Here is a 25,425-nt window from a genome sequence, read left to right as displayed (position 1 = left end):
CCACCCGTCGCCACACGACGATACACGCATAAGAGACGAGACACGCATGGCAGAGCATTATACCAAGGTGCTGATCCTGGGGTCGGGCGCGGCCGGGTGCACCGCCGGAATCTATGCCGCCCGGGCCAGCCTGGACCCCATCCTGGTGGCCGGCCTGCAGCCGGGCGGTCAGTTGACCATCACCACGGACGTCGAGAACTATCCCGGATTCGCCGACCCCATCCAGGGCCCCTGGCTGATGGACCAGATGCGCGCCCAGGCCCGCGCGGTGGGCACGACGGAGGTCGAGGACATCATCGTCAAGGCCGACCTGTCGCGGCGGCCGTTCGTCTGCACCGGCGATTCCGGTGATACCTACGTGGGCGAGACCCTGGTCGTGGCCACCGGCGCCAGCGCCCGCTGGCTGGGGCTGGAGAGCGAGAAGACCTACCAGGGGGCGGGAGTCTCGGCCTGCGCGACCTGCGACGGCTTCTTCTATCGCGGCCGCGAGGTGGTGGTGGTCGGCGGCGGCAACACGGCCGTCGAGGAAGCCATCTACATGACCAACCACGCCAGCAAGGTGACCCTGGTGCACCGCCGCGACAGCCTGCGCGCCGAGCGCGTCATGCAGGAGCGCCTGTTCGCCAACCCCAAGATCACCTGTGTCTGGGACAGTGTCGTCGACGAGATCCTGGGTGGCGGCATGCCGCCGGGCGTCACTGGCGTGCGGCTGCGCAACGTGAAGACCGGAGCCCTGTCGGAGCTGGCGGTGGACGGCGTGTTCGTGGCCATCGGCCATCATCCCAACACGGCGCTGTTCGCGGGTCAGCTCGACATGGACGCCAACGGCTACGTCGTCACCAAGCCCGACAGCACGGCCACCAACGTGGCCGGGGTGTTCGCCGCCGGCGATGTGCAGGACCACGTCTTTCGCCAGGCGGTCACCGCCGCCGGCACCGGCTGCATGGCCGCCCTGGAGGCCGACCGCTTCCTGGTCGCCCATGGCGCCGCGCGCCAGGCGGCCTGAGCGGGCGGACCCGACACGGCGGACCCCGCGCCGGCCTTTTTTGGCGGCCGGGGCGCGGGTCGCGTCGGATTGGGGTTGATCCCGCCTTCGGGACGGGGCCGAATGGATCGGACCGCACGGCAAAACGCCGGCGTGTCCGGTGTCGGCGCCCGCACAACGGAGATCGTGTCGCCACGCCGGATCAAGAAACCGGAGCCGGGGTCCACCCCCGGGGAACATGGGAGAATGGACATGCCAGCGCGGGGTGGCGCGATGGACTGGGACAAGCTGCGCGTGTTTCACGCGGTGGCCGACGCCGGCAGTTTTACCCATGCGGGGGAGACCCTGAACCTCAGTCAGTCGGCGGTCAGCCGCCAGATCAGCGCCCTTGAGGAAAGCCTCGGCGTCACGCTGTTCCATCGCCACGCGCGAGGGTTGATCCCCACCGAGGCCGGGGAGATGCTCTATCGCACCGTGCATGAGGTGTTCGCCAAGCTGGCCATGGTCGAGGCCCGCCTGGGCGAGACCCGGGAACGGCCGCAAGGCCCGCTGACGATCACCACCACCGTGGCGTTCGGCTCCCTCTGGCTGACGCCCCGCGTGAAGAAGTTCCTGGAGCGCTATCCGGACATCGAACTGACCATCGTGCTCAACGACAACGAGCTGGACCTGGCCATGCGCGAAGCCGACGTGGCCTTGCGCTTCATGCCGCCGCGCCAGCCGGATCTGGTCAAGCGTCAACTCATCACCATGCACTACCACTGCTTCGCGGCGCCCGAATACATCAAGCAGCACGGCATTCCGCACAGCGCGGAGGACCTGGACCGGCACAAGATCATCATCTACGGCGAGAAGTTCCGCCCGCCCGTGGAGCGCATGAACTGGTTGATGGAGGCCGGCATGACGCCGGGCACCCCACGCCAGCCGGTGCTGCGCGTCAACAACATCTACAGCATGTTTCGCGCCGTGCAGAGCGGCCTGGGCATCGCCGCCCTGCCCGACTACTTCAACCTCGAGGCCGGCAATCTGGTCAAGGTGCTGCCCGATATGCGGGGGCCGGAGGTCACCATCTACTTCGTGTACGCCGAGGAACTGCGGCATTCCAAGAAGGTGGAGGTGTTCCGGGACTTCCTGATCCGCGAACTGGCCCAGCGCCGGTTCTGAGGGGTCCCCGGGCCCCTGGACAAGGGTATGGCCCCGCGGGACGAGACGGCGGTGGCCGCACCGAATGGCCCCGGCCGTCGGCCGACGCCGCTTGACATCATCCGGGCGACTCGGCCTTGCGCGAGCTGGCGGCGGCAATGAGCCCCATCGGACGATCCGCCCGCGAAAATGCACTGGCCTTGCCGGGGCCGTATGATTACAACGACGGGCAACGGAAACGCACACTGGACAGCCCGGCCGGATCGGGGGTCGCGTCAGGCATGAGCCTCGACCGGCCCCCCGCCCCGGGGTGCCGTGACGAGGGCTCATGATTACCGTCATTCTGGTTATCCACCTGTTGATCGCCATCGCCATGGTGGCCCTCATCCTGCTGCAACGCTCCGAGGGCGGCGCGCTGGGCATCGGCGGCTCCGGGGGCGGTCCCGGCCTGATGAGTGGCCGCGCGGCCGGCAACCTGCTGACCCGGAGCACCGGCGTGCTGGCGGCGGCCTTCATGGCCACCAGCATGACCCTGGCCATCCTGGCGTCCAACGGCGGCCGCGACGGAAGCGTCCTGGACGCCACCCCGGCCGACGATCTGGCCGGTCCGGCGGCACTGGCGCCGATCACCCCGGGGACGGCGGACGACACCGGCCCCGTGGGCCCGACGCCGCCGATGGCCGTGGATGGTCCCGGCCCTGGCGCGGCGACGGATCCTCCCCGCGCCGCCGACACGCCCACCGTGCCCCTAGCGCCGCTGGCGGACTAGGCCCCTCGCGCCGGCCCCCCGGCGCGACCCGAACGTCATGCGGTGTCGGTTTCGGCCGACGCCGGGGTGACGGGTGCCGCGCGGACCGCGCCGCCCGTCGGCCCCTTCGCCCACCCCATCCACCCCGCGACCCCCCACAGGCCAGCGGCCGCCGGCCTTGGCCGGGTTCCGGAGAGAGCACGCGCGCGAGCGATGACAACACGCTTCATCTTCATCACGGGCGGGGTGGTGTCCTCGCTGGGCAAGGGGCTGGCCTCGGCGGCGCTGGGCGCGGTGCTCCAGGCACGCGGCTTCACCGTGCGGCTGCGCAAGCTGGACCCCTATCTGAACATCGATCCGGGCACCATGAGCCCCACCCAGCACGGCGAGGTCTACGTCACCGACGACGGCGCCGAAACCGACCTGGACCTGGGCCATTACGAGCGCTTCACCGGCGTGTCCTCGCGCCGGTCCGACAACGTGACCGCCGGGCGCATCTACAAGACGGTGCTGGAGAAGGAGCGGCGCGGCGACTACCTGGGCGGCACCGTGCAGGTTATCCCCCACGTCACCGACGCCATCAAGGAGTTCATCACCGCCGACCTGACCGGCGAGGACTTCGTGCTGATCGAGATCGGCGGCACGGTCGGCGACATCGAGAGCCTGCCGTTCCTGGAGGCCATCCGCCAGCTCGGCAACGAACTGGGGCGCGAGCGCACCATGTTCGTGCACCTGACGCTGTTGCCCTACATCGCCACCGCCGGGGAACTGAAGACCAAGCCCACGCAGCACTCGGTCAAGGAACTGCTCAGTGTCGGTATCCAGCCCGACCTGCTGCTGTGCCGCAGCGAGCACGCCATCCCCGACACCGAGCGGCGCAAGATCGCCCTGTTCTGCAACGTCCACCCGGACGCCGTGATCGCCGCCTATGATGCGCCCTCCATCTACGACGTGCCGGTGAACTATCACGCCGAGGGCCTGGACGTGCAGGTGTGCCGCCACTTCCGGTTGAGCTGCGAGACCGAGCCGGACCTCTCCCGCTGGCACACCATCATCCAGCGGGTGCGCCAGCCGGAAGGCGACGTCACCATCGCCGTGGTCGGCAAGTACACCAAGCTGCTGGACTCCTACAAGTCGCTGGCCGAGGCGCTGACCCACGGCGGCTTCGGCAACAATGTCCGGGTCCATCTGCAGTGGCTGGACAGCCAGGAGTTCGAGAAGGCCGACAGCAACCACCTTCTGGAAAACGTCAACGCCATCCTGGTGCCGGGCGGCTTCGGCGAGCGCGGCGCCGAGGGCAAGATGGCCGCCGCCCGCTTCGCCCGCGAGAAGGACGTTCCCTACCTGGGCATCTGCTTCGGCATGCAGATGGCGGTGATCGAGGCCGCCCGCAACCTGGCCGGCATTCCCGGCGCGGGCTCCACCGAGTTCGGCGACCCGCCGGCCAAGGTGGTCGGCCTGATGACCGAGTGGATGCGCGGCAACGATCTTGAGCGGCGGGAGGCCGGCGGAGACCTGGGCGGCACCATGCGCCTGGGCGCCTATCCGTGTATCCTGCGGGAGGGCTCGCGCGCCCGGGCGATCTACGGCGGCGCCAACACCATCCAGGAACGCCACCGCCACCGCTACGAGGTCAACAACGCCTACATCGGCCCGCTGGAAGCGCGGGGCCTGCTGTTCTCGGGCATGTCGCCCGACGGCCTGTTGCCGGAGATCGTCGAGATCCCGGGCCACTCCTGGTTCGTAGGCGTGCAGTTCCACCCGGAATTGAAATCCAAGCCGTTCGAGCCACATCCCCTGTTCACCGCCTTCGTCGGCGCCGCCGTCGAGAAGTCGCGCCTTGTCTGATCCCAACCGCCGGGTCGCCACCCCTCCGGACCAATCCCCTGGACCGCCCCCCTGACTCGAAAGTGATCCCCGCCGTGACCATCGCGCCCGCCCCCGCACTCTCGCCACGCGCCGTGCCCGTGGGGCCGCATGTGCTGGCCAATGACCGGCCGCTGGCGCTGATCGCCGGGCCGTGCCAGATGGAAAGCCGCGACCACGCGCTGGAGGTCGCCGACGCGCTCGCGGCCATCGCCGGGGCGGCGGACATGCCACTGATCTTCAAGACCTCGTTCGACAAGGCCAACCGCACATCGCTGTCCGGCGCGCGCGGCGTGGGCATGGCGGCGGCCCTGCCGGTGCTGGCCGAAATCCGCGAGACCCTGGGCTGCGCCGTGCTCACCGACGTGCACGAGGCCGGCCAGTGCGCCGCCGTGGCCGAAGCCGTGGACGTGCTGCAAATCCCCGCCTTCCTGTGCCGGCAGACCGACCTGCTGGTGGCCGCCGCCAGGACCGGCGCGGTGGTCAACGTCAAGAAGGGCCAGTTCCTGGCCCCCTGGGACATGGTCAACGTGGTTGCCAAACTGGACCAGTCCGGGGATGGTAAGGTGCTGGTGACCGAGCGCGGCGCGTCCTTCGGTTACAACACGCTGGTCACCGACATGCGTGGCCTGCCCCTCATGGCCCGCCAGACCGGCTGCCCGGTGGTGTTCGACGCCACCCATTCGGTCCAGCAGCCAGGGGGCCAGGGTGGCGCGTCCGGCGGTCAGCGGGAGTTCGCGCCGGTGCTGGCCCGCGCCGCCGTGGCGGTGGGCGTTGCCGCCGTGTTCATCGAAACCCATCCGGACCCGGACCGGGCGCCCTCCGACGGCCCCGCCATGATCGCCTTGCGCGACATGCCGGCGGTGCTGGAGGTGCTGGGCGCGCTCGACCGGGTGGCCAAGGCCAATCCGGTGTGTCTTTGAAGTTTCATCGCATGGTCCACGGTCTTCGGTCCCATGATCATGCCCCGCCGTTTTGACAGCCCCCACCGACCAAACGGGAGACGACCACATGGCCGCGATCATCGATATCAGTGCTCGGGAAATCCTGGATTCCCGGGGGAATCCGACCGTGGAAGTGGACGTGGTGCTGGAGACCGGCGCCATGGGCCGCGCCGCCGTGCCCTCCGGCGCCTCCACCGGCGTGCATGAGGCCGTCGAACTGCGCGACGGCGACAAGGGCCGCTACGGCGGCAAGGGCGTGCTGCGCGCCGTCGAGGCCGTCAACGGCGAGATCTACAATGCCCTGTCGGGCATGGAGGCCGAGGAGCAGATGCTCGTCGACCAGACCATGATCGACCTGGACGGCACCCCCAACAAGGGCCGCCTGGGCGCCAACGCCATCCTCGGCGTCTCGCTGGCCACCGCCAAGGCGGCGGCCGAGGAAGCCGGCCTGCCGCTCTACCGCTACATCGGCGGCGCCTTCGCCCACACCCTGCCGGTGCCGATGATGAACATCGTCAACGGCGGTCAGCACGCCGACAACCCGATCGACATCCAGGAGTTCATGGTGATGCCGGTCTCGGCGGCCAGCATCGCCGACGGCGTGCGCATGGGCGCCGAGGTGTTCCATGCGCTCAAGAAGCAGCTCAAGGACGCCGGGCATAACACCAACGTGGGCGACGAGGGCGGCTTCGCCCCCGGCCTGTCCAGCGCCGACGAGGCCCTCGGCTTCATCATGAAGGCCATCGAGGCCGCCGGCTACAAGCCCGGCGACGACATCATGCTGGCGCTGGACGCGGCCTCCAGCGAGTTCTTCAAGGACGGCCAGTACAAGCTGGAGGGCGAGGGCAAGACCCTGGACGCCGCCGGCATCGTCGACTACTACGCCGACCTGTGCGCCCGCTACCCCATCCTGTCCATCGAGGACGGCTGCGCCGAGGACGACTGGGACGGCTGGGCGCTGCTGACCGAGCGCCTGGGCGGCAAAGTCCAGCTTGTGGGCGACGACCTGTTCGTCACCAACCCGGCGCGCCTGGCCGACGGCATCAAGAAGGGTGTCGGCAACTCCATCCTGGTCAAGGTCAACCAGATCGGCAGCCTGACCGAGACGCTGCACGCCGTGGAGATGGCCCACAAAGCCAACTACACCGCCGTGCTGTCGCATCGCTCCGGCGAGACCGAGGACAGCACCATCGCCGACATCGCCGTAGCCACCAACTGCGGCCAGATCAAGACCGGCTCGCTGTCGCGCTCCGACCGCATGGCCAAGTACAACCAGCTCATCCGCATCGAGGAAGAGCTGGGCCCCCAGGCCACGTACGCCGGCCGGAGCGTGCTGCGGGGGTAAGGACCGGAGCCGTCCAGGCGTGAACCACCAAGGGGCGGCGTTCGCGAGGACGCCGCCCGTTTTTATGATGAGGACCGAACCGCCGCGACATCCCCTACCCGCCGCTCGTCAAGGGCTGGCTGGCCGAATGGCCGGACGAGGACCGCCGATCGCACGAGCCGGATCGCCCTTCCCCACGCGGCGCACACCTCCTAGACTGACGCCCCAACCATCGGGTGTCTGACTCGTGGCCCAAGCCGGGGACCCCTGCCATGTTCCTCAACCTGTTCTACGAACTGCGCAAGGCCAAGGTGCCGGTCTCGCTCAACGAGTACCTGACGCTGCTGGAGGCCATGCGGGCCGAGGTGCCGCAGTACGACGTGGACGCCTTCTACTTCCTGTCGCGCGCCACCCTGGTGAAGGACGAGCGCAACCTGGACAAGTTCGACCTGGTCTTCGCCCAGGTGTTCAAGGGCCTGGAGAAGTCCGAGGGCGACGAGGGCATCACCGCCGAAATCCCGGAGGAATGGCTTCGGGCGCTGGGCGAACGCTTCCTGACCGAGGAGGAGAAGGCCCAGGTGGAGGCGCTGGGCGGCTGGGACAAGCTCATGGACACGCTGCGCCAGCGCCTGGAGGAGCAGAAAGAGCGCCACGAGGGGGGCAACAAGTGGATCGGCACCAAGGGCACCTCGCCCTTCGGCGCCTACGGCTACAACCCCGAGGGCATCCGCATCGGCCAGGACCGGTCCCGCCATCGCCGCGCCGTCAAGGTATGGGACAAGCGGGAGTTCAAGGATCTGGACGACTCGGTGGAGATCGGCACCCGCAACATCAAGGTGGCGCTGCGCCGCCTGCGCCGCTTCGCCCGCCAGGGGGCGGCCACCGAACTGGACCTGGACGGCACCATCCGCCAGACCGCCCACCAGGGCGGCCTGCTGGACCTGAAGATGGTCCCGGAGCGCCACAATACCATAAAGGTGCTTCTCCTCCTGGACGTGGGCGGCTCCATGGACGACCACGTACGCATCTGCGAGGAGCTGTTCTCGGCCGCCCGCAGCGAGTTCAAGCACCTGGAGCACTACTACTTCCACAACTGCGTCTACGAGGGGCTATGGCGCGACAACGCCCGCCGCCGGCAGGCGCAGATCCCCACCTGGGACGTGCTGCACACCTATCCGCCGGACTACAAGCTGGTGATCGTCGGCGACGCCACCATGAGCCCCTATGAGATCCTCTATGCCGGCGGCGCGGTGGAGCACTGGAACGAGGAACCGGGCCAGGCGTGGATCGCGCGCCTGCTGGAGCGCTTTCCCCATGCCGCCTGGCTGAACCCGGTAGCCGAACGCTACTGGCCCTACACCCAGTCTCTGGAGATGCTGCGGCGCTTGATGGGCGGACGCATGTATCCGCTGACCCTGGAGGGTCTCGACCGCGCCATGGCCGACCTGAACCGCTAGCCTCGCCTCCGGCCTCGCGCTCGACACACGCCCCCTTGCCGGCGCGGGCGGAAGCCGTAAACCGGACCCTGGCGCGCCGGCGGCGGACGAGTGCTCCTGGTCCACCGCCGTGCCGTACTCAGCCGGTGACCCGCATCGACATGCCGCCATCGACGACGATGATCTCGCCGGTCATGAAGTCGTTTTCGATGAGTTGGCGCGCGGCCGCCGCCACATGGTGCGGGGTGCCCTCGCGCCCCAGGGGAATGCGCTTGGTCAGGTTGTGGGCCTTGGCCTCCTCCGTCATCGCCTCGTGGAAGCGGGTCCGGATGATCCCCGGCGCCAGCACGTTGACGCGAATGTCCTCCGCCGCGTGATCGAGCGCCAGGGCCTTCGCCAGCGGGATCATCGCCCCCTTGACCGTCTGATAAGCGATGGTGCCGGGGCAGCCGCGAATGCCGGCGACCGACGACACCAGGATCACCGCGCCGCCCTCTTTGGCGAGATGGGGGTGGGCGGCGCGGAACAGGGTGAAGATCGGATGCACGTGGACCTCGAAGGCCCCCCGCCAGGCCGCCTCGTCCAGATCCAGCATCTTGCCCGGCACCGGACCGCCCGCCGAGTGAACCAGGATATCCAGCCGGCCGAAGCGTTCGACGGTCCGCGCCACCATGGCCTCGTTGTCGGCTGTGACGGCGACGTCGCCCAGTTCGATGGCGACACGATCGGGGCCATGACGGTTGAGCAGGTCGGTGGCGTCCTCGGTTTCGGCGCGGCCGTTGACAACGACCGTCGCCCCGGCTGTCAGCAGATCCTCGGCGATGGCAAGGCCGATGCCCCGCGTTCCGCCGGTGATCAGGGCAACCTTGCCAGTCACATCATACATTCCTTGGTCCTTACATCTAACGTGGACAGGGGGTGGTCACGGTCGCAGAAGTCCGGGAACGGTTGTGGAGATCTGTGGCACGAAGACCAGGATGACGAGATAGATCACCAGCAGCAGCAGGAAGGGCGCGGCGTGGCGAACCGTCTCGAGGTAGGGAACCTTGGCGATGGCATTGGTGATGAACATCAGCACCGCGACCGGCGGGCTGACCGCGCCCATCTGGTTGGCGAGGATCATCAGGACGCCCAGGTGCAGGGGATCGAAGCCGTAGGCCTGCCCGACGTAAGTGGCGATCGGCACGAAGACGATCAGCACGGACAGGCTTTCCAGGAACATCGTCAGCACCAGGACGATCGCCAGCATCAGCAGCAGGACGACATGACCGTTATCCGAAACGCCGCGCAGGAAGGTCAGCACCAGGTCGTTGAAGCTGACGTAGGACAGGATCCAGCCCAGCGCCCCGGTCACCGCGATGATGCCGACGACCATGGCCGTGGTCACGGCGGCGTCCAGGATGATGGCCGGCAGGTCCTTCAGCCCGATCTCGCGATAGACGAGCATGCTGACCACCGCCGAATAGAGGCAGGCGACCACGCCCGCCTCGGTCGCGGTGAAGATGCCGGCGAAGATACCGCCGATGATGATGAAGGGCGCCAGCAACGCGACCCACACCTCGCGGATCGCCCGCAGCATCTGCATGACCGTCGCCCGGGGCGAGCGGTGCTCCAGGGCCGGGTAGCGGCCGGTGGCCGCCAGCAGGCGGATGAAGGTCATCAGCGTCGCGGCCAGCAGCAGGCCCGGCACGATGCCCGCCAGGAACAGCCCGCCAATCGACACGCCGGTCATGGCGCCGTAGACGATCATGGTCATGGAGGGCGGGATGATCGGCCCGATGATGGCCGAGATCGCGACGATGGCCGACGCCAGGCCGCCGGGATAGCCCCGGCGCTTCATCTCGGGAATGAGGATCGAGCCGACCGTCGCGGCCTCCGCCGCCGACGACCCCGACACATTGGCCATCGCCGTGCAGGTCACCACGCTGGTGTGGCCCAGGCTGCCGCGCAGATGCCCGACCATGGTCTGGGCAAAGCGAACCAGCGCCCGCGCCAGCCCGCCCTTGGCCATCAGCGCGCCGGCCAGGATGAAATACGGCAGCGCCAGCAGGCTGAAGGAATCGATCATCGCGAAGGTGCGTTGCGCGAACAGGGCGAAGTTCACGCCCGGCAGGGCGAGAATGCCCGCCGCGCTGGTGAGGCCGATGGCCAGCAGCACCGGGAAGCCCAGGAGCACCAGCAGCAACAGTCCACCGAAAAGCAGGATCAGCGTCATGGCCGAACCCGCCCCAGGAGACGCAGAATCAACTGCTCGGCGGCGGACAGGATCATGTAGCCGCCACCAAACAGGAATCCCGCGTACACCTTGTCCATGGTGACCCCCAGCCCGGCGCTGATCTGACGCGCCGAGACCCCGAGAATCTTCCAGGCCGAAACGATCAGCAGCACCCCGAGCAACAGCCAGGCGACATCAATGACGCCGCGCAGCAGGGTCGCCGGACGATGGGGCAGCAGGGAATGGAGCAGGTCCACCCCGATATGAGCACCGCGCCGGTAGGCGATGCTGATCGACATCAGCACCAGCCAGATGTGCCCGTATCGCTGGAACTCCTCGGACCAGGACAACGAGTTGCCCAGGAAGAAACGGTTCACCACCTGTATGACGGCCACGACCACGATGGCCGTGAACATCAGGATCGCGAGCCACTCGATCAGTCGATGCAGATGACGCATCGGCCCGATCGAGGGGGCGGGCGGCGGCGGGCGGCCGACGGTTTCGGACACCGGCGGCGTGACGACGTGTTCGGCTTCCATGATCTCCTGCCAGATGACATCGCCCGTGGACCACGCGCCGTGGTCCCGGGGGCGGTACACCTGCATTACATCACGGTCTCCGCATGACCGACCAACGACCGGGCGACAGGACGACCCGCCCTCCCCGTGTCCGGGGAGGGCGTTCGTCCGTCGATCCTCAGTCCACGGCCGGAGTCATCGACGCCGGATCGTGCCGACGCCACCATGCGGGGGCCGTCCGAGGGGCGATCACCGGGCCTCGGCGGCCGAGCGGATCTGTTCGAGGATGTCGGTCGCGCCGATCTCGGCGGCCAGTTCGTCCTGAACCGGCTTGGTCGCCTCCCGCAGCGGCGTGATGTCGATCTCGCCGATCGTCATGCCCGCGTCGGCCAGCGCGGCCAGCGCGTCCTGTTCACGGACCGGCGCCAGGGCGCGCTCCAGATCGCCGGCGAAGGCCGCCGCCTCCATGACCTGCTCCTTCTGGCTGTCGTCAAGCCTGCTCATGAAGGCATTCGAGCAAACAAAAACAACTGGTCCGAAAAAATGCCGTGTGAGCGTGTAGTAGTCGGTGACCTCATAGAACTTCGTCGAGTACACCAACGCCGCGCTGTGTTCGAGACCGTCCAGAACACCGGTCTCCATCGCGGTATAGATCTCGCCAAAGGCCATCGGCGTCGCGTTGGCGCCCATCGCGTTGACGGTCTTCACATAGGTGTTGGTCGGGATCGTGCGGATCTTCAGCCCCTTCAGATCCTCGGCGCTGTTGATCGGCTTTGTCGTCGCGACGTTCCGATAGCCCCAGCTGTCCAGCCAGGCCACGATCTCGAAGCCGGAGTCCCGCAGGCCCTCGGCAAGCGCGTCACCGACCTCCCCGTCGAGGACACGATGAACGTGGTCGTAGTCCCGCCACAGATACGGCAGGTCGACAACGCCCAGCTTGGCGTCGAAGTTGCCCAGGATCGCCGTGCCCGAGATGGCGCAGTCGGCGCCCGAGCCCAGCTGCATCGCTTCGTAGACCTCGCGCTCCTGGCCCAACTGGTTGTTGGGGTAGATGGTCACGTTAAAGTCGGTCGCGAAGTCCTCAAGGTAGTTCTGAAACGCCCAGGCGGCCGTGTGCAACTCGGACGACAGCGACGCCTGGCTGGAATGCGACACCTTGACCTCGACGGCGGATGCCGTGCCGGTCAGAGCCAACGAGATCGCGCAGCCAGCAACCAAAATGCTCTTCATGGGCCTCCTCCCTATGAGAATTATTTATCATACAATACCACAAGAAACATGTCAAGATGATGACAGAGAGCCATGGGCGGGGGGCGCGGTGGCCGGTACGGAGGTGATTCCGGGTCATTTGTATGATGTAATGTCCAGACAAGCGTGGGCTGACGGCCAAGCCCGCCGAACAACCGGAGTTGTGATGGAACCGCTTCTTCTGAAACTTCATATGCGCGTCGCAGACGTCCTCGGAGAGGCGGTTGTTCGCGGTGAATACCCCGTCGGCACGGTCTTGCCGGGTGAGATGCAGCTCTGCGACGTGCTGGGCGTCAGCCGCACGGCGGTCCGCGAGGCGGTGCGCGGCCTGGTGGCCAAGGGCCTCCTGGAGTCACGGCCCAAACGCGGCACGATCGTGCGCCACCAGATGTATTGGAACCATCTGGACGCCGACGTGCTGCGCTGGCGCATCGAGACAACCGACACCGCGACCTATATCGACAAGATGTTTGACTTGCGCCGCGCGACGGAACCCGAGGCGGCCTTCCTCGCCGCCTGCCACGCGCGCCCGGAGGATCTGGAGCGGATGGCGGCGGCGTATCGGGCCATGACCGACGCCGGCTCCGAAGACAAGGCGTGGATCGAGGCCGACCTGGCCTTCCATCAGTCCATCTATCTGGCGACGCGCAACGAATTCTTCTGGCCGATCGGTCATATGCTGGCCATCAGCCTCCAGAAGATGTTCAGCATCTCCGCGCGCGGGCATCATCGCCCCCGCGCCCTCGTCGAACATGGCGACCTTCTCAACGCCATCTCCGAGGGCAAGCCGGAACTGGCCCGGGCGGCATCGCTCACGCTGCTTGGGAACGCCGCCTCGGACATCGATCGCATCAGGATCAAGGGACGGTAACGGCCCGCGCCCCGTGCTCCGCGGCGGCGGCCGTCGCGCTCAGGGCCTGTCGACCCCCGGCGCGGGGACGGCCGGCAGGTCGGCCCGCCGGGGTAGATCCGCGCCACGCCGGGAACAGGTCACGGCGGCCGCCCGGCTCGCGAAGACCAGCGCCGCCTCCAGCGCCGGCGCCGACATCCCCGCCACGCCCGCCGCCGATCCGCAGCCTAGGTCCGCCAACGCGGCCAGCAGGCCGGCCTGGAAGCTGTCGCCCGCGCCCACCGTATCCACGATCGTCACCGGATGGACCGGACAGGTGACCCGCGCCGCGCGGGTCCAGGCCGACACGCCGTTGGCGCCGTCGGTCACGACCACAAGGGCCGTCCCCGCCGCCAGCCAGCGCGACGCCGCTTGGTCGGACGCCATCCCCGGATACAGCAGGTCGAGATCCTCCCGCGAGATCTTCACGACGTGGACAAGCCCGACCAGGTCGGCCAGGGACCGCCGCCAGACATCCAGGGACGGCTCGACGGTCGGCCGGACATTGGGGTCGTAGCTGATCAGGCGGGTCGCGGCCTCCCGTCGCGCCAACGCCTTCAACGCCGTGGCGACCGGCTCCACCACGGTGGCGATCGAGCCCATGTGAATCGCCGTCACGTCCTCGCGCAACGCCGGCAGCGCGTCGACCGTGACCGCGCGATCGGCCGTATCGGTACCGCTGAAGGCATAGGTCGGCCCCCCGTTAGCGTCGACGGCGACGGTGACCAGGGTGGTCGGCTTGGGCGTCTCCAGGGCGTAGGTGGTTCGCACCCCCTCGCGGTCCATGAACCCGCGCAGGAACGCACCGTAGGGATCACGCGACAGACCGGTGAACATCTCCACCGGCTGTCCCAGCCGGGCGAGTCCGAAGGCGACGTTGAACGGCGAGCCGCCGGGACGGGCATCCAGGGTCAGGCCGCCCGGGCGGTCCCGGGTCACGAAGACATCGAACAGCGCTTCGCCGCAGACCAGGAACATGACCCTCTCCCTCCGATCAGGCCGGACGGCCGGCCCCACCATGCCGCGCCAGCAGGTCGGGCAACGCCGTCATGTCATCGAACACCAGGGCCGGTCCCAGGGCCTCCAGCGCGTCACGGTGTCGCGGAGCGCGGGCATGGCTGCCCCCCACGAAGCCGAACACCGCCATGCCGGCGCGCATCCCGGCCTCGATCCCGGCCGCGCTATCCTCGACCACCACGCAGCGGGACGGGTCGACGCCCATGCGCGCCGCCGCCAGCAGAAACAGATCCGGCGCCGGCTTGCCGTTCCGCACCATGGTGGCGCTGAACTGCCGGCCCTCGAAAAACGACGCCAGGCCCGTGATCTCCAGCGCCAGACGAATGCGGTCCAACTGACTGGAGGACGCCACGCAAAAGGGCATGGGAAGACGGGCCAAGGTCCCGGCCATCCCCGGGATGGGCAGGAGGTCCCGGCGGAACGCCTCGAACAGCCGGCCGCGCATGCGGTCCAGCGCCGCGTCGTCGATCCGGCATTCGTGGTCGCGCCGCAGGATGGCGGTGATGCTGACCAGGCTCTTGCCCAGGAAGCGGCGATAGACGTCGTCCTCGGTCAGGACGAGGCCGGCCTCGGCGATGCTCTCCAACAGCACGCGCGTGGCGATCGGTTCGCTGTCCACCAGAACGCCGTCGCAGTCGAAAACGACCAGATCGACCGAGGCCGGGGTGTCCTGTCCATTGCCTGTCACAGTGTGCTCCGCGTCACCAATCCGTTGATGTCCGCCCCAACGCCGCGTCGCCGCGCCGCGTCGCGGGCCCGGGCGATGAGGTCGGGCGATGAGCCCCGGGGACGGATGACGTCATACGCGGCCGCATCCGCCCCCGGCATCAATCTTCGCCTGTCCGGAGTCTTGGCCTGTCCAGGCGCCGTTGCCAAGCGCCGTGTCAGGGCCTGTGGCCACCCCCTACCAGCAGGTGTACCCGCCATCCGTGGTCAGGATGGCCCCGGTGATCAGGCTGGCGGCGTCGGAGGCCAGGAAGTGCACGGCCGAGGCGACCTCGTCCGGCTGACCGACGCGACCCATCGGCGTCATGTCCAGCCAGACCTTGTACATCTCCGGATTTTCCTCGATGCCGAAGGACGTCAGCGGCGTTTCGATGTAGGTGGGCGCCACGCTGTTGACGCGCACCCCCCTGGCACCCCACTCGGCGGCCAGGGAGCGGGTCAACTGATGCACCGCCGCCTTGGACGCGTTGTAGAACGCCTGTGGCTGCGGCTTGTTGACGATCAGGCCGGACATGGAGCCGATGTTGACGATGGCGCCGCCGCCCTGGTCCAGCATGATCCGTCCGAAGGCGCGGCAGCACCAGAACAGGCCGTCCACGTTGACGTCCATGTGGAAGCGCCAGTGCTCGTCCGAGGTCTCCTCGGCGGGCACGTCGCTCTTCGCCACGCCGGCGTTGTTGACGAGGATGTCGACCCGCCCATGCGCCGCCCTGATGGCGGCGGCGGCGGCGTCCACATCGGCCGAGTGGGTCACGTCGAGGGCGACGCCATGCGCCGTGATGCCGCGCTGGCCGAGGTCGGCCACTGTGGCCTCCACCCGCTCCGGCAGCAGTTCCGCGACGACCACCGTCGCGCCGGCCTCGCCCAGCGCGCCCGCGCAGGCCGCGCCGATTCCCTGGCCGCCCCCGGTCACCACGGCGACCCGGCCCGCGAGGCTCAGCTTCTCCATGTACATGACGTCTGTCCTTTCAACTCAGCACATTCCCGCCGTCGACGTTGTAGGTCTGGCCGACGACGTAATCGCTGTCGGCGCTGGCCAGGAACACCGCCATGCCGATCAAGTCGTCGGCCCGCCCCATGCGGCCATGGGGCACGGCCTGGCCGGCCAGACGCTTCTTCTCGCCCGGCGGGCGGTTCTCATAGCGCGCGAACAGCGCATCCACGCCGTCCCAGTGTTCGCCGTCGACCACGCCGGGCGCGATGGCATTCACGGTGATGCCGTGCTCGATCAGGTTCAGGGCGGCCGACTGCGTCAGGCTGATAACGGCGGCCTTGGAGGCGCAGTAGACCGCCACCAGCGCCTCGCCGCGCCGGCCGGCCTGACTGGCCATGTTGATGATCTTGCCACCGCGCCCCTGGGCGATCATGACGCGGGCGCCGGCCTGCAAGGTGAACAGCGTGCCGGCGACGTTGATGGCGAAGACACGCTCGTAGCTCTCACGCGTGATCTCGGTGATCGGCGCCAGATCGAAGACGGCGGCGTTGTTGACCAGGATGTCGATGCCACCCAATGCCGCGCAGGTCGCGTCAACGGCGCCGGTGATGGAGTCCGGATCGGTGACGTCCATGGGCACGGCCAGCGCCGCCGGCCCGATCGCGGCAACGGTGGCCCGCGCCCGCTCGATATCGATGTCCGCGATGGCCACGCGGGCGCCCTCGGCCACGTAGGCCTCGGCGAAGGCGCGGCCGATGCCGCGCGCCGCGCCGGTGATCAGCGCGGTCTTGCCGTTCAATCGTTTCACGACACACCTTCCGGCGTTCTGATGACCTCGCCCGTCTTGCCGAACAGGTGCATCTTGCCCGGCTCGGGCGTCAGGGAGATGGTTTCGCCATGGCGCAGGTCGACTTCGCCCGGCGCCCGGGCGGTGATCTGGCCCACGCCGTCGACCTTGATGTGCAGGAAGGTGTCCGAGCCCAGATGCTCGGCGACGCCGACCTCGCCACGCCAGGTGCCGCCGTCGGGCGAGAGCGTGATGTGCTCGGGGCGCACGCCGATGACCTCGGCGCCAAGCTTGGCGGCTTCCCGACCGTTGATGAAGTTCATGCGCGGCGAGCCGATGAAGCCGGCGACGAACAGGTTCGCCGGCCTGCGGTACAGCTCCATGGGGCTGCCGACCTGCTCCACCACGCCCTTGTTCAGCACCACGATCGTGTCGGCCATGGTCATGGCCTCGATCTGGTCGTGGGTGACGTAGATCATGGTGGTGCCGAGCTGGTGGTGAAGCTCGCTGATCTCCAGGCGCATGTTGACGCGCAACGCGGCGTCCAGGTTGGACAGCGGTTCGTCGAACAGGAACGCCTTGGGCTCGCGCACGATGGCCCGGCCGATGGCCACGCGCTGGCGCTGACCGCCCGAAAGCTGGCGCGGCTTGCGCGACAGGTAGTCGGTCAGGTTCAGGACGCGCGCCGCCTCGGTGACCTTGCGATCGACGGCCGCCTTGTCCAGGCCGGCCATGCGCAGGGGAAAGGCGATGTTCGCCCGCACCGTCATATGCGGATAGAGGGCGTAGGACTGGAACACCATCGACAGGCCGCGACGCGCCGGCGGCAACTGGGTCACGTCCTCGTCGTCGATTTCGATGGTGCCCGCGGAGGCGTCCTCCAGGCCCGCGATCAGGCGCAACAGCGTGGACTTGCCGCAACCGGACGGACCGACGAAGACCACGAACGCGCCATCCTCGATGGACAGGTCGAGATCGCGGATGACCTCCTGGGTGCCGAAGCGCTTGCTGACGTTGGACAGACGGAGATGGCACATGTCACGACTCCTCCCGGTCTTTTTACTTGACGGCACCGAACGTCAGGCCACGCACCAACTGGCGCTGCGAGAACCAGCCGAGGACGAGGATCGGCGCGATGGCCATGGTCGAGGCCGCCGACAGCTTCGCCCAGAACAACCCCTCGGGGCTGGAGTACGAGGCGATGAACGCGGTCAGCGGCGCGGCGCTGGCGGCCGTGAGGTTGAGGCTCCAGAACGCCTCGTTCCACGCCAGGATGATGTTGAGCAGGCAGGTCGAGGCGATGCCCGGCACCGCCATCGGCGCCAGCACGTACACGATCTCCTGGCGCAGTCCGGCGCCGTCCATGCGCGCGGCTTCCAGGATGTCGGCGGGGATTTCCTTGAAGTAGGTGTAGAGCATCCACACCATGATCGGCAGGTTCACCATCGTCATGACGATGATCAGCGCGATCAGCGTGTCCAGCAGCCCCAGATCGCGGAAGATCAGGTAGATGGGCATCAGCACACCCACCGCCGGAAGCATCTTGGTGGACAGCATCCACATCAGGATGCCCTTGGTGCGCTTGGTCGGCGAGAACGCCATGGCCCAGGCCGCCGGCACGGCGATGATCAGGCCGATGAGCGTCGAGCCGAACGAGATGGCCACCGAGTTGACGACGTGGCGGAGGTAGTTCGACCGCTCCTGGACCTCGGTGTAATTCTCCATCGTCCAGTCGAAGAACAGGAACGATGGCGGGTTGGCGATGGCCTCTCCCTCGGTCTTGAAGCTGGTCAGCACCGTCCAAAGGATGGGGAAGAAGATCAGCAGACCGATGACCCATGCCAGGACCGTGACCGCCGCCTTCCGCTGAGTGGATACCGTGCGTGCCATGGATCAGGTCTCCAGGTTCTTGCCGATCAGGCGGATCAGGAAGATGGCGACGATGTTGGCCAGGATGACGGCGATGATGCCGCCGGCCGACGCGCCCCCGACATCGAACTGAAGCAGGGCCTGGGTGTAGATCAGGTAGCTCAGATTGGTGCTGTCGTAGCCCGGTCCGCCCGACGTGGTGACCAGGATTTCCGCGAACACCGACAGCAGGAAGATGGTCTCGATCAGGATCACCACGGTGATGGCCCGCGACAGGTGCGGCAGCGTGATGTGGACGAAGCGCCGGAGCGCGCTGGCGCCGTCCATCTCGGCCGCCTCCATCTGCTCCTCGTCGAGCGATTGCAGCGCGGTGAGCAGGATCAGGGCGGCGAACGGCAGCCACTGCCACGAGACGATCAGGATGATCGACAGCAGGGGCGCCGAGGACAACCAGTCCACGGGCTCCAGACCCACCCCCCGGGCGACCCAGGCAAACAGGCCGTAGACCGGGTGCATCAGCATGTTCTTCCACACCAGGGCCGAGACCGTCGGCATGACGAAGAACGGCGCGATCACCAGCAGGCGAACGATGCCCCGGCCGAAGAACGGTTGGTCCAGCAACAAGGCCATCAGCAGTCCGCCGCCGACGCTGATGACCAGCACGCTGGCCACCAGCACCAGCGTGTTGACCAGGGCGGCCGTGAAGGCGGGGTCGGTGACGAAGTACTGGTAATTGAAGAACCCGGTCCACTCCTCCATCCCCGGCATGAGCAGGTTGTAGCGGAGGAAAGAGAAGTAGAGCGTCATCGACAGGGGGATGAGCATCCACGCCAGCAGGAGGATGACGCTCGGCGACATCATCAGGCGGGCGGTGGACTGAGTGTGCAGCGTCGCCACGGCGGACCTCACCTTGGTCGGACGGCGGGAAGACGGGGGCGGACGGAACGGGCGGCCCGCACCTGCCCCGACCAGCCGGGGACGAGCGCGGTCCGCCGCTCCGGAGGCGCTACTCGATGTAGCCGCCCTTCTTCATTTCACGCTCGGTGAAGCGCTGGGCGTTCTCGAGGGCCTGGTCGACGGAGACACGCCCGGCCAGGGCGGCCGAGAACTGCTGGCCGACGGCCGTGCCGAGACCCTGGAACTCGGGGATCCCGACCCACTGCCCGCCGATGTAGGGCACCGGATCGACCGTCGGGTCCGCCTGATCGGCGGCGTTGATGGACCGCAGCGTCATGTCGGCGAACGCGGCCGCCTCGCGGTACTCCGGGTTCTCGTAGAGGGAGGTGCGGGTGCCGGGCGGAACGTTGGCCCAGCCATCCACCTCCGCCACCATGGTCGTGTAGTCCTTGCTGGTGGCCCAGGCGATGAACGCCTTGGCCGCGTCGGCATGCTCGGTGCTGGCCGGGACGGCCAGGTTCCACGACCACAGCCAGCTTCCGTGCTTGTCGGTGCCGCCGTGCGGCGCCAACGCGAAGCCGACGCTGTCCGCGACCTGGGACTCCTTGGGATCGGTCACGAACGAGGCGGCGACGGTGGCGTCGATCCACATCGCGCACTTGCCGGACTGGAACAGGGCCAGGTTCTCGTTGAAGCCGTTGGTGGACGCCCCGGGCGGGCCGGCGTCGGTCATCAGGTCGACGTAGAACTGAAGGGTATCCGTCCAGATCGGCTGGTCGAACTGAGGCTGCCAGTCCATGTCGAACCAGCGTGCGCCCATGGAGTGGCCGAGGGAGGTGATGAACGCCATGTTCTCACCCCAGCCGGCCTTGCCACGCAGGCAGATACCGTAGACCTCGTTCTCGGTATCGGTGAGGGCGCGCGCCGCCTCGCCAATGAACGCCCAGGTGGGATCCTCGGGCATGGTCAGCCCCGCCGCCTCGAACAGGTCGGTGCGGTACATCACCATGCTGCTTTCGCCGTAGAACGGCGCCGCGTAGAGCGTGCCCTCGTAGGTCAGGCCCTCACGAATGGCCGGCATGATGTCCGCGGCATCGTAGTCGTCCCCCAGGTCGTCCAACGGCACCAGCCAGCCCTGCTTGGCCCAGATACGCACCTCGTAATTGCCGATGGTCATGATGTCGTACTGACCGCCCTTGGTGGCAATGTCGGTGGTCACCTTCTGGCGAAGGATGTTCTCCTCCATCGTCACCCAGTCGAGCGAAATGCCGGGGTGCTTCTGCTCGAAGTCGCCGGACATCTTCTGCATGCGGATCATGTCGCCGTTGTTCACGGTAGCGACGGTCAAGGTTGTCTCCGCCATGGCAGGACCTGCGAACGTCGCAGCCGCACAGGTCCCCACCAAGAGTCGCGAAAGTTTCATCGGTCGTCCTCCCGAGCGCCCCGTTTCGGGCAATTGCCTTGTAACTGGGCAATTACCCACCCAAAAAACCGCCGTGTCAAGGGACTTGAATGGCACCCGGCAACCATCGCGGCCGTAGACCGACGATTTATGGAGGGTTTTCAGGGTGTCACCTGCGGTGCGGCAACCGGCCACGCGAGCGCCGGTCCGTCTCGCGCGTCTCTCACGCGACAGGGGGCACAGAGGGACTCCGGGGCGGCGCGAGGGGGCGCCCCCCTGTCACGACACCGCATATCTCTTTGTTTTTAAAGAGGGATCACCAGGAAGACGGGGCACGGCACCGGCTAGGCCGACTCCAGCAAGGCCGACGCCGTCCACTCATCGGTGATCAGGCCGTTGGCCAGCGGCCGGCGCACCACGGCCCGCAGGGCCGCCAGCTTGCGCGCACCCTTGGCCATGACCATGACCAGGGTGCTCTCGGGCCAGTCGAGCGGTCCGCTGACCACCCGCGCGTTGGTGTCGCAATCGACCAGCCGGCCCTCGGCGTCGAACGCCCAGCCGACCATCTCGCCGACCGCGCCGCCCGCGCGCAGGGCCTCCAGTTCGGACTCGCTGATGAAGCCGTCCACGAACAGGGGGGCCTCCGGTCCCAGGTCCCCCAGGCCGACGAAGACAACGTCGGCCCGCCGCGCCAGGGCGAGGGACTGGCGGATGACCGGCTGCGCCCTGAGCACGTCCCGCTCTTCCGGGGACGCCGCGACCACCGGCGACGGCATCACGTGATGGCGCGCCGTGACCCGTTCCGCCATCGAGAAAATGGCGCTGTAGAACGCCATGGCCCCGTCCGGCGCGATGTTTCCGGTCAGCGACACGACCCTCTTGTCGGGGGTCTCCATGGGGGGGAGCTGACCGATCGCCGCCTTCAACGTGCGACCGGTACCGATCGCCAGCACGGCGATATCGGGCGCGCGCAGGTGGCGTTCGATCTGGGCCGCCCCGGCCTCGGCGATGCCCAGCGTGGCGGACTGGGTCTCGGGATCGGTCGGCACCACCTCACAGAAGCGCAGCCCGAAGCGCTCGCGGACCCGGGCCGCCAGATCGAGGCAGCGGGCGATCGGATGGTCCAGCCGGACCTTGACCAGGCCGTCGGCGACGGACAACGACACCAGACGTTGCGCCGCCTGCCGGGAAATCCCCAACGCGCCGGCGATTTCCTCTTGGGTCTTGCCCGCCACATAGTACAACCAGCCCGCCCTCGCGGCGTCGTCCATGCGGGCGCTGTTGCTGGTTTTCCGTCGACTCATCACCGCCGTCTCGATGGCTGGGCGGCGACGCCGTCGGGAGAGCCATGACCGATGGATCACGTCGCCGCACAACATATTGATTTAGGAGCCCTTTCGATCCAGACAAGAGACGGCGAGGGTCGCCGTGGGTCCGACTCAGGGCACGTGGAAGGTCAACGCACAGGCCGCCATTCTGACCGACGCGGCCGGCCAAGCCTATGTCCAAACGACCGAGACCGCCACACAGCCTCCGGTTCCCGGCTCGTCACCGTCACGGGGATGCACGCGCGCTCCCGTCCATGTCCGGGTCCGGGTCACGATCGGGGTCCGGGCTCGACCGGTAGCTGGCGATCACCCGCTTGATCTTCCGACGCCGTCGATAGGCGACGGAATTGAAACACTGATCGATCAGCCACAGCCCGCGTCCCCGCTCCTCCGTGCTCATCCACACGCGCGGGCTGTGCAACGCGCGCGCGGGTGGCTCATCCAGAAACCGGGGCCCATCATGATCGGCAACGAAAACCAGTCCGCCCGAAATCCGGAACACCGACAGGGTAAACGTCCGGTCGCACTCGCCCCCATAGGAATGCTCGACAATATTGTTGAGGATTTCAACCAAGCCAATGTGAATCTTGATGAGATCGTCCTGGGAATACCCGGTCAGGTTTGGAAGGATCCTCTCCCAAGTGTCCGCGACACTTGTGAAGTCGCAGCGCACGACGTACCTGCGGCCCATGACGCGCTCCTCCTCGGGGTCTTGCCAGCAAGCCTCACCCCCGCCCCCATGGGGGGTGCGGCCCGTCGGGACGGGCGCGACCAGTCCCCTCCCCCAAGGGGCACCGTTCCCGGACCCGGGGACACGCGCTCCGCTCACGCGATCGGGCGGCGCGCGCGCCATGCCGTGTCGGGGGGCCTCACGTCTCCCGCAGCAGGGCGACGGCGGCGGTCCGATCCGGCTTGACCTTGAACATCATGTCCATTCTGAGCAGCGTGAACACCGTCTTGACTGCGGGAGTCAGTCCGCACACCGCGATGCCCCCGCCCTTTCTCATGGTCTTGGTCACGCCCACCAGGGCCCCGACGCCGGTCGAGTCCATGAACCCGACCGCCGAGAGGTCGAACACGGCCTTCTTCTCGTTCTTGAGGGCCTGGGACGCCCCGTGATGGAACGCCGTCGCCGACCCCGCGTCCAGGCGGGCCGCATCCACCGTGATCACGATCACGTCGTCGTCACGCTCCACCTGCATCATCCTTGACTCTCCCTGTCCCTGGCCACTTCCAAGAGAACGAGCGACACGTCGTCATCGAACGCGTCCGAGTGCCGCCACGCGGCCAAACGCTTGTGGATTTCGACAGGCACTTCGTCCAACGGCATCCGCCGGGTTTCGTGCAACAGGTCCTGGAAGCGATCCAGGCCGAACAACTCGCCCGAGGGACTGGCGCATTCGATAATGCCGTCGGAAAAGAAGGCGACGCGCTGAATCGGCGCCAGGTCCACGACCGTCTCCTCGAAGTCGACGTTCTCCATCAGGCCGACCGGAAAGCCGCCCTGACCCAGCGCGAAGGGCGGGGCGCCGTTGCGCGGCACCGCCACCGGATGCGGATGCCCGGCCTGGCACAGGCGCATGGTGCCGTTCGCCCGCACGGTCGCCGCGAGGACCGTGAAGTAATCGAAGTTGGGCGGCGTGACCTGAAACTCCGCGTTCAACTCGCAGACGACGTCGCCCGGTCCGCGCAGGCGGCCGTTTTGCGCCCGGAACCGGTCCGCCGTGATCATGCGCGACAACGTGAACGACATCATGGCCGAGCGGGCACCATGTCCGGCAACATCAATGGCGTAAAGCGCCACATCTCCATTGCCCAGGTTGAAATAATTATATATATCCCCTGAAACAGTTGACGAAGGAATAAGAGACGTGGCCAGATGATACGTTCCGATATATATATTGTTATCCGGCAAAAGACTTTCCTGCATTTTAGCCGCCGCTTCGACATCCTGCTTCAACTGATTGTACGCGACCTCCAGTTTTTCATTTACGCGCGTGAGTTGTTCATTTTTGTGCCTTAACTGTGTTTGCAGGCTCAGAATACGTTCGGCGGCCCGCAACTTCGCCGCGATCATCTCCGGGTCGAACGGCTTGACGAGAAAATCGTCCGCCCCGGCATCCATGGCCTCCAGGTAGTCCTTGCGGGACGCCTTCGCGGTCAGCAGCAGAAAGAACATGTGTTGTGTCTCGGGTATCGAGCGAATCCTCCGACACAACTCGACGCCAGACATCTCGGGCATGACCCAGTCACTGATCACGAGGTCAATCGACGGATTACTCTTGGCCAGGTTAAGAGCCTGGTCACCGTTCTCGGCCAGCCACACGTCATGCCCCAGTCTCTTGACGCTGAACTGCACGATCCGCCTGATGATTTCGTCGTCATCCACAATCAGGATCTTCATCGTCTTCCCATCAAAACAGCGAGTGTGGCAGGTCCGGCAGGTCGTCTCCTCCGAGATCAAGGCCCGACTCGAGGCTCCCCTCCACGCCCACATCCGACAGTGTTGGCGCGGCATCACCCAGGTTGTCCGCTTCAAGTCCATCCACGGACAAGGCACCGTCGTTGCCCAACAAGTCCGGCGTCACGGAAATGTCCTGATGATCCAAGGGAAGGACTTCACCATGATCGTCATAGACATCAATGGATATCGATCGGGTCCCGCCATCCGACGCGGTTTCCAGATGAAGGGACTGCACAACACTTTCATAGACGGTACTTTGCGCCTCCCCCGTCAATGTCAGGGTCCCGGTCTCGGCGGACAGACCACCCCCCTCGACCTCGATCCCGGTATCGCCGACCAGGGTTCGGCCATCGGCGTCCTCCTCAACGGTGAATCCTACAACAGATATGTCGTCTTGCGGGAATTCTTCGTGTGACGCCATATTTACGGTCACCTTGGACACGACGCCCACCGCCGAAATGGAGAAGTCCGGCGCCACCGGAATCCCCGACGCCAAGGCCGTCGCGTCCTCCACCTCGGTCGCCCCCCCCTGGACGGTCACCGCCACGCCGGTTTCGGCGGTGCTATCCAGCACATCGGGAGAGGCGGCCACCGTCACCGACAGCGCCTCGCCCGCCGCCGGGTCCGCGAGCTGGGCGTCGATGGCCAGCGCCACCGGCTGGTCCCCCACACCCACGCCGGCCGA

25 protein-coding genes are annotated in these 25,425 nt (G+C 67.3%); 8 read left to right on the top strand and 17 right to left on the bottom strand.

Going from position 1 to position 25,425, the window contains the following annotated elements; translation table 11 throughout:
- The first annotated feature begins 46 nt into the window (after positions 1–46).
- The 7 genes from trxB (at position 47) to GGD89_RS11115 (ending at position 8,467) form a co-directional block, all read left to right on the top strand.
- Complete coding sequence (gene trxB, locus GGD89_RS11145; RefSeq protein ID WP_184045231.1) at positions 47–1,006, top strand: thioredoxin-disulfide reductase; 960 nt, start codon at positions 47–49, stop codon at positions 1,004–1,006.
- A gap of 231 nt (positions 1,007–1,237) precedes the next feature.
- A complete protein-coding gene (locus GGD89_RS11140) occupies positions 1,238–2,149 on the top strand; it encodes a LysR family transcriptional regulator (protein WP_425503034.1) in 912 nt (303 codons plus the stop codon).
- A gap of 307 nt (positions 2,150–2,456) precedes the next feature.
- Positions 2,457–2,897 (top strand): preprotein translocase subunit SecG, encoded by a 441-nt coding sequence (gene secG, locus GGD89_RS20630; protein ID WP_184045228.1) that lies wholly within the window; start codon positions 2,457–2,459, stop codon positions 2,895–2,897.
- A gap of 192 nt (positions 2,898–3,089) precedes the next feature.
- The gene (pyrG, locus tag GGD89_RS11130; protein ID WP_184045226.1) at positions 3,090–4,724 is read left to right on the top strand and encodes a CTP synthase; all 1,635 of its coding nucleotides are present in this window, start codon (positions 3,090–3,092) and stop codon (positions 4,722–4,724) included.
- An 80-nt stretch (positions 4,725–4,804) separates the two neighbouring features.
- Positions 4,805–5,665, top strand: a complete 861-nt coding sequence (gene kdsA, locus GGD89_RS11125; protein WP_343058586.1) for a 3-deoxy-8-phosphooctulonate synthase — start codon at positions 4,805–4,807, stop codon at positions 5,663–5,665.
- Between the two features lie 88 nt (positions 5,666–5,753).
- Positions 5,754–7,031, top strand: coding sequence for a phosphopyruvate hydratase (eno, locus tag GGD89_RS11120; RefSeq protein ID WP_184045222.1), 1,278 nt, complete (start codon positions 5,754–5,756; stop codon positions 7,029–7,031).
- Positions 7,032–7,282: 251 nt separating this feature from the next.
- Positions 7,283–8,467, top strand: coding sequence for a vWA domain-containing protein (locus tag GGD89_RS11115; protein WP_184045220.1), 1,185 nt, complete (start codon positions 7,283–7,285; stop codon positions 8,465–8,467).
- A 118-nt stretch (positions 8,468–8,585) separates the two neighbouring features.
- On the opposite strand, the gene GGD89_RS11110 is transcribed toward GGD89_RS11115, so the two are convergent.
- The 4 genes from GGD89_RS11110 to GGD89_RS11095 all read right to left on the bottom strand — a co-directional run bounded on the left by GGD89_RS11110 (position 8,586) and on the right by GGD89_RS11095 (position 12,409).
- Positions 8,586–9,332, bottom strand: a complete 747-nt coding sequence (locus GGD89_RS11110) for an SDR family NAD(P)-dependent oxidoreductase (RefSeq protein ID WP_184045218.1) — start codon at positions 9,330–9,332, stop codon at positions 8,586–8,588.
- A gap of 36 nt (positions 9,333–9,368) precedes the next feature.
- Entirely contained in the window at positions 9,369–10,661 is a 1,293-nt protein-coding gene (locus GGD89_RS11105; RefSeq protein WP_184045216.1) for a TRAP transporter large permease, read from the bottom strand.
- Entirely contained in the window at positions 10,658–11,266 is a 609-nt protein-coding gene (locus tag GGD89_RS11100; protein ID WP_184045214.1) for a TRAP transporter small permease, read from the bottom strand. The genes GGD89_RS11105 and GGD89_RS11100 overlap by 4 nt, the downstream gene beginning before the upstream one ends.
- Positions 11,267–11,428: 162 nt before the next feature.
- Positions 11,429–12,409: a TRAP transporter substrate-binding protein gene (locus GGD89_RS11095; protein WP_184045212.1), complete on the bottom strand. Its 981-nt coding sequence runs from the start codon at positions 12,407–12,409 to the stop codon at positions 11,429–11,431.
- A 211-nt stretch (positions 12,410–12,620) separates the two neighbouring features.
- Between GGD89_RS11095 and GGD89_RS11090 the strand changes: the two genes are divergently transcribed.
- Complete coding sequence (locus tag GGD89_RS11090) at positions 12,621–13,298, top strand: FadR/GntR family transcriptional regulator (RefSeq protein ID WP_221238425.1); 678 nt, start codon at positions 12,621–12,623, stop codon at positions 13,296–13,298.
- A 39-nt stretch (positions 13,299–13,337) separates the two neighbouring features.
- On the opposite strand, the gene GGD89_RS11085 is transcribed toward GGD89_RS11090, so the two are convergent.
- From GGD89_RS11085 to GGD89_RS11025, 13 genes are all read right to left on the bottom strand, one after another.
- On the bottom strand, positions 13,338–14,294 hold the full coding sequence (locus GGD89_RS11085; protein ID WP_184045208.1) for a carbohydrate kinase family protein: 957 nt from the start codon (positions 14,292–14,294) through the stop codon (positions 13,338–13,340).
- Between the two features lie 16 nt (positions 14,295–14,310).
- Positions 14,311–15,021, bottom strand: coding sequence for an HAD-IA family hydrolase (locus GGD89_RS11080; RefSeq protein ID WP_221238424.1), 711 nt, complete (start codon positions 15,019–15,021; stop codon positions 14,311–14,313).
- A 216-nt stretch (positions 15,022–15,237) separates the two neighbouring features.
- Positions 15,238–16,014 (bottom strand): SDR family NAD(P)-dependent oxidoreductase, encoded by a 777-nt coding sequence (locus GGD89_RS11075; RefSeq protein WP_184045206.1) that lies wholly within the window; start codon positions 16,012–16,014, stop codon positions 15,238–15,240.
- Between the two features lie 13 nt (positions 16,015–16,027).
- Positions 16,028–16,801 (bottom strand): L-iditol 2-dehydrogenase, encoded by a 774-nt coding sequence (locus tag GGD89_RS11070; RefSeq protein ID WP_184045204.1) that lies wholly within the window; start codon positions 16,799–16,801, stop codon positions 16,028–16,030.
- On the bottom strand, positions 16,798–17,817 hold the full coding sequence (locus GGD89_RS11065; RefSeq protein ID WP_184045202.1) for an ABC transporter ATP-binding protein: 1,020 nt from the start codon (positions 17,815–17,817) through the stop codon (positions 16,798–16,800). Before GGD89_RS11065 ends, GGD89_RS11070 begins: the two co-directional genes overlap by 4 nt.
- A 22-nt stretch (positions 17,818–17,839) precedes the next feature.
- Positions 17,840–18,670: a carbohydrate ABC transporter permease gene (locus GGD89_RS11060; RefSeq protein ID WP_184045200.1), complete on the bottom strand. Its 831-nt coding sequence runs from the start codon at positions 18,668–18,670 to the stop codon at positions 17,840–17,842.
- A 3-nt stretch (positions 18,671–18,673) separates the two neighbouring features.
- A complete protein-coding gene (locus GGD89_RS11055; protein ID WP_184045198.1) occupies positions 18,674–19,546 on the bottom strand; it encodes an ABC transporter permease subunit in 873 nt (290 codons plus the stop codon).
- A 109-nt stretch (positions 19,547–19,655) separates the two neighbouring features.
- Positions 19,656–20,894 (bottom strand): ABC transporter substrate-binding protein, encoded by a 1,239-nt coding sequence (locus GGD89_RS11050; protein ID WP_246423043.1) that lies wholly within the window; start codon positions 20,892–20,894, stop codon positions 19,656–19,658.
- Positions 20,895–21,292: 398 nt separating this feature from the next.
- Positions 21,293–22,252: a sugar-binding transcriptional regulator gene (locus GGD89_RS11045; protein ID WP_184045194.1), complete on the bottom strand. Its 960-nt coding sequence runs from the start codon at positions 22,250–22,252 to the stop codon at positions 21,293–21,295.
- 250 nt (positions 22,253–22,502) lie between these two features.
- Complete coding sequence (locus GGD89_RS11040; protein WP_184045192.1) at positions 22,503–22,967, bottom strand: ATP-binding protein; 465 nt, start codon at positions 22,965–22,967, stop codon at positions 22,503–22,505.
- Positions 22,968–23,145: 178 nt separating this feature from the next.
- Positions 23,146–23,481 (bottom strand): STAS domain-containing protein, encoded by a 336-nt coding sequence (locus tag GGD89_RS11035; RefSeq protein WP_184045190.1) that lies wholly within the window; start codon positions 23,479–23,481, stop codon positions 23,146–23,148.
- On the bottom strand, positions 23,478–24,680 hold the full coding sequence (locus GGD89_RS11030) for a PP2C family protein-serine/threonine phosphatase (protein ID WP_184045188.1): 1,203 nt from the start codon (positions 24,678–24,680) through the stop codon (positions 23,478–23,480). The genes GGD89_RS11035 and GGD89_RS11030 overlap by 4 nt, the downstream gene beginning before the upstream one ends.
- Positions 24,681–24,690: 10 nt before the next feature.
- A partial coding sequence (locus tag GGD89_RS11025; protein WP_221238423.1) for a hypothetical protein occupies positions 24,691–25,425 on the bottom strand: 735 nt, incomplete at its 5' end.

This window comes from Roseospira visakhapatnamensis (assembly GCF_014197915.1).
Classification (GTDB): domain Bacteria; phylum Pseudomonadota; class Alphaproteobacteria; order Rhodospirillales; family Rhodospirillaceae; genus Rhodospira; species Rhodospira visakhapatnamensis.
The sequence above is the reverse complement of the archived record's forward strand: the minus strand, read 5'-3'. Positions and strand labels throughout refer to the sequence as shown.

Bases quoted from the DNA above. Each gene is read 5' to 3' on its own strand.
- trxB (WP_184045231.1), top strand. From the start codon at position 47: ATGGCAGAGCATTATACCAAGGTGCTGATCCTGGGGTCGGGCGCGGCC.
- GGD89_RS11140 (WP_425503034.1), top strand. From the start codon at position 1,238: ATGCCAGCGCGGGGTGGCGCGATGGACTGGGACAAGCTGCGCGTGTTT.
- secG (WP_184045228.1), top strand. From the start codon at position 2,457: ATGATTACCGTCATTCTGGTTATCCACCTGTTGATCGCCATCGCCATG.
- pyrG (WP_184045226.1), top strand. From the start codon at position 3,090: ATGACAACACGCTTCATCTTCATCACGGGCGGGGTGGTGTCCTCGCTG.
- eno (WP_184045222.1), top strand. From the start codon at position 5,754: ATGGCCGCGATCATCGATATCAGTGCTCGGGAAATCCTGGATTCCCGG.
- GGD89_RS11115 (WP_184045220.1), top strand. From the start codon at position 7,283: ATGTTCCTCAACCTGTTCTACGAACTGCGCAAGGCCAAGGTGCCGGTC.
- GGD89_RS11110 (WP_184045218.1), bottom strand. From the start codon at position 9,332: ATGTATGATGTGACTGGCAAGGTTGCCCTGATCACCGGCGGAACGCGG.
- GGD89_RS11105 (WP_184045216.1), bottom strand. From the start codon at position 10,661: ATGACGCTGATCCTGCTTTTCGGTGGACTGTTGCTGCTGGTGCTCCTG.
- GGD89_RS11100 (WP_184045214.1), bottom strand. From the start codon at position 11,266: ATGCAGGTGTACCGCCCCCGGGACCACGGCGCGTGGTCCACGGGCGAT.
- GGD89_RS11095 (WP_184045212.1), bottom strand. From the start codon at position 12,409: ATGAAGAGCATTTTGGTTGCTGGCTGCGCGATCTCGTTGGCTCTGACC.
- GGD89_RS11090 (WP_221238425.1), top strand. From the start codon at position 12,621: ATGCGCGTCGCAGACGTCCTCGGAGAGGCGGTTGTTCGCGGTGAATAC.
- GGD89_RS11085 (WP_184045208.1), bottom strand. From the start codon at position 14,294: ATGTTCCTGGTCTGCGGCGAAGCGCTGTTCGATGTCTTCGTGACCCGG.
- GGD89_RS11075 (WP_184045206.1), bottom strand. From the start codon at position 16,014: ATGTACATGGAGAAGCTGAGCCTCGCGGGCCGGGTCGCCGTGGTGACC.
- GGD89_RS11065 (WP_184045202.1), bottom strand. From the start codon at position 17,817: ATGTGCCATCTCCGTCTGTCCAACGTCAGCAAGCGCTTCGGCACCCAG.
- GGD89_RS11060 (WP_184045200.1), bottom strand. From the start codon at position 18,670: ATGGCACGCACGGTATCCACTCAGCGGAAGGCGGCGGTCACGGTCCTG.
- GGD89_RS11045 (WP_184045194.1), bottom strand. From the start codon at position 22,252: ATGAGTCGACGGAAAACCAGCAACAGCGCCCGCATGGACGACGCCGCG.
- GGD89_RS11040 (WP_184045192.1), bottom strand. From the start codon at position 22,967: ATGGGCCGCAGGTACGTCGTGCGCTGCGACTTCACAAGTGTCGCGGAC.
- GGD89_RS11035 (WP_184045190.1), bottom strand. From the start codon at position 23,481: ATGATGCAGGTGGAGCGTGACGACGACGTGATCGTGATCACGGTGGAT.
- GGD89_RS11030 (WP_184045188.1), bottom strand. From the start codon at position 24,680: ATGAAGATCCTGATTGTGGATGACGACGAAATCATCAGGCGGATCGTG.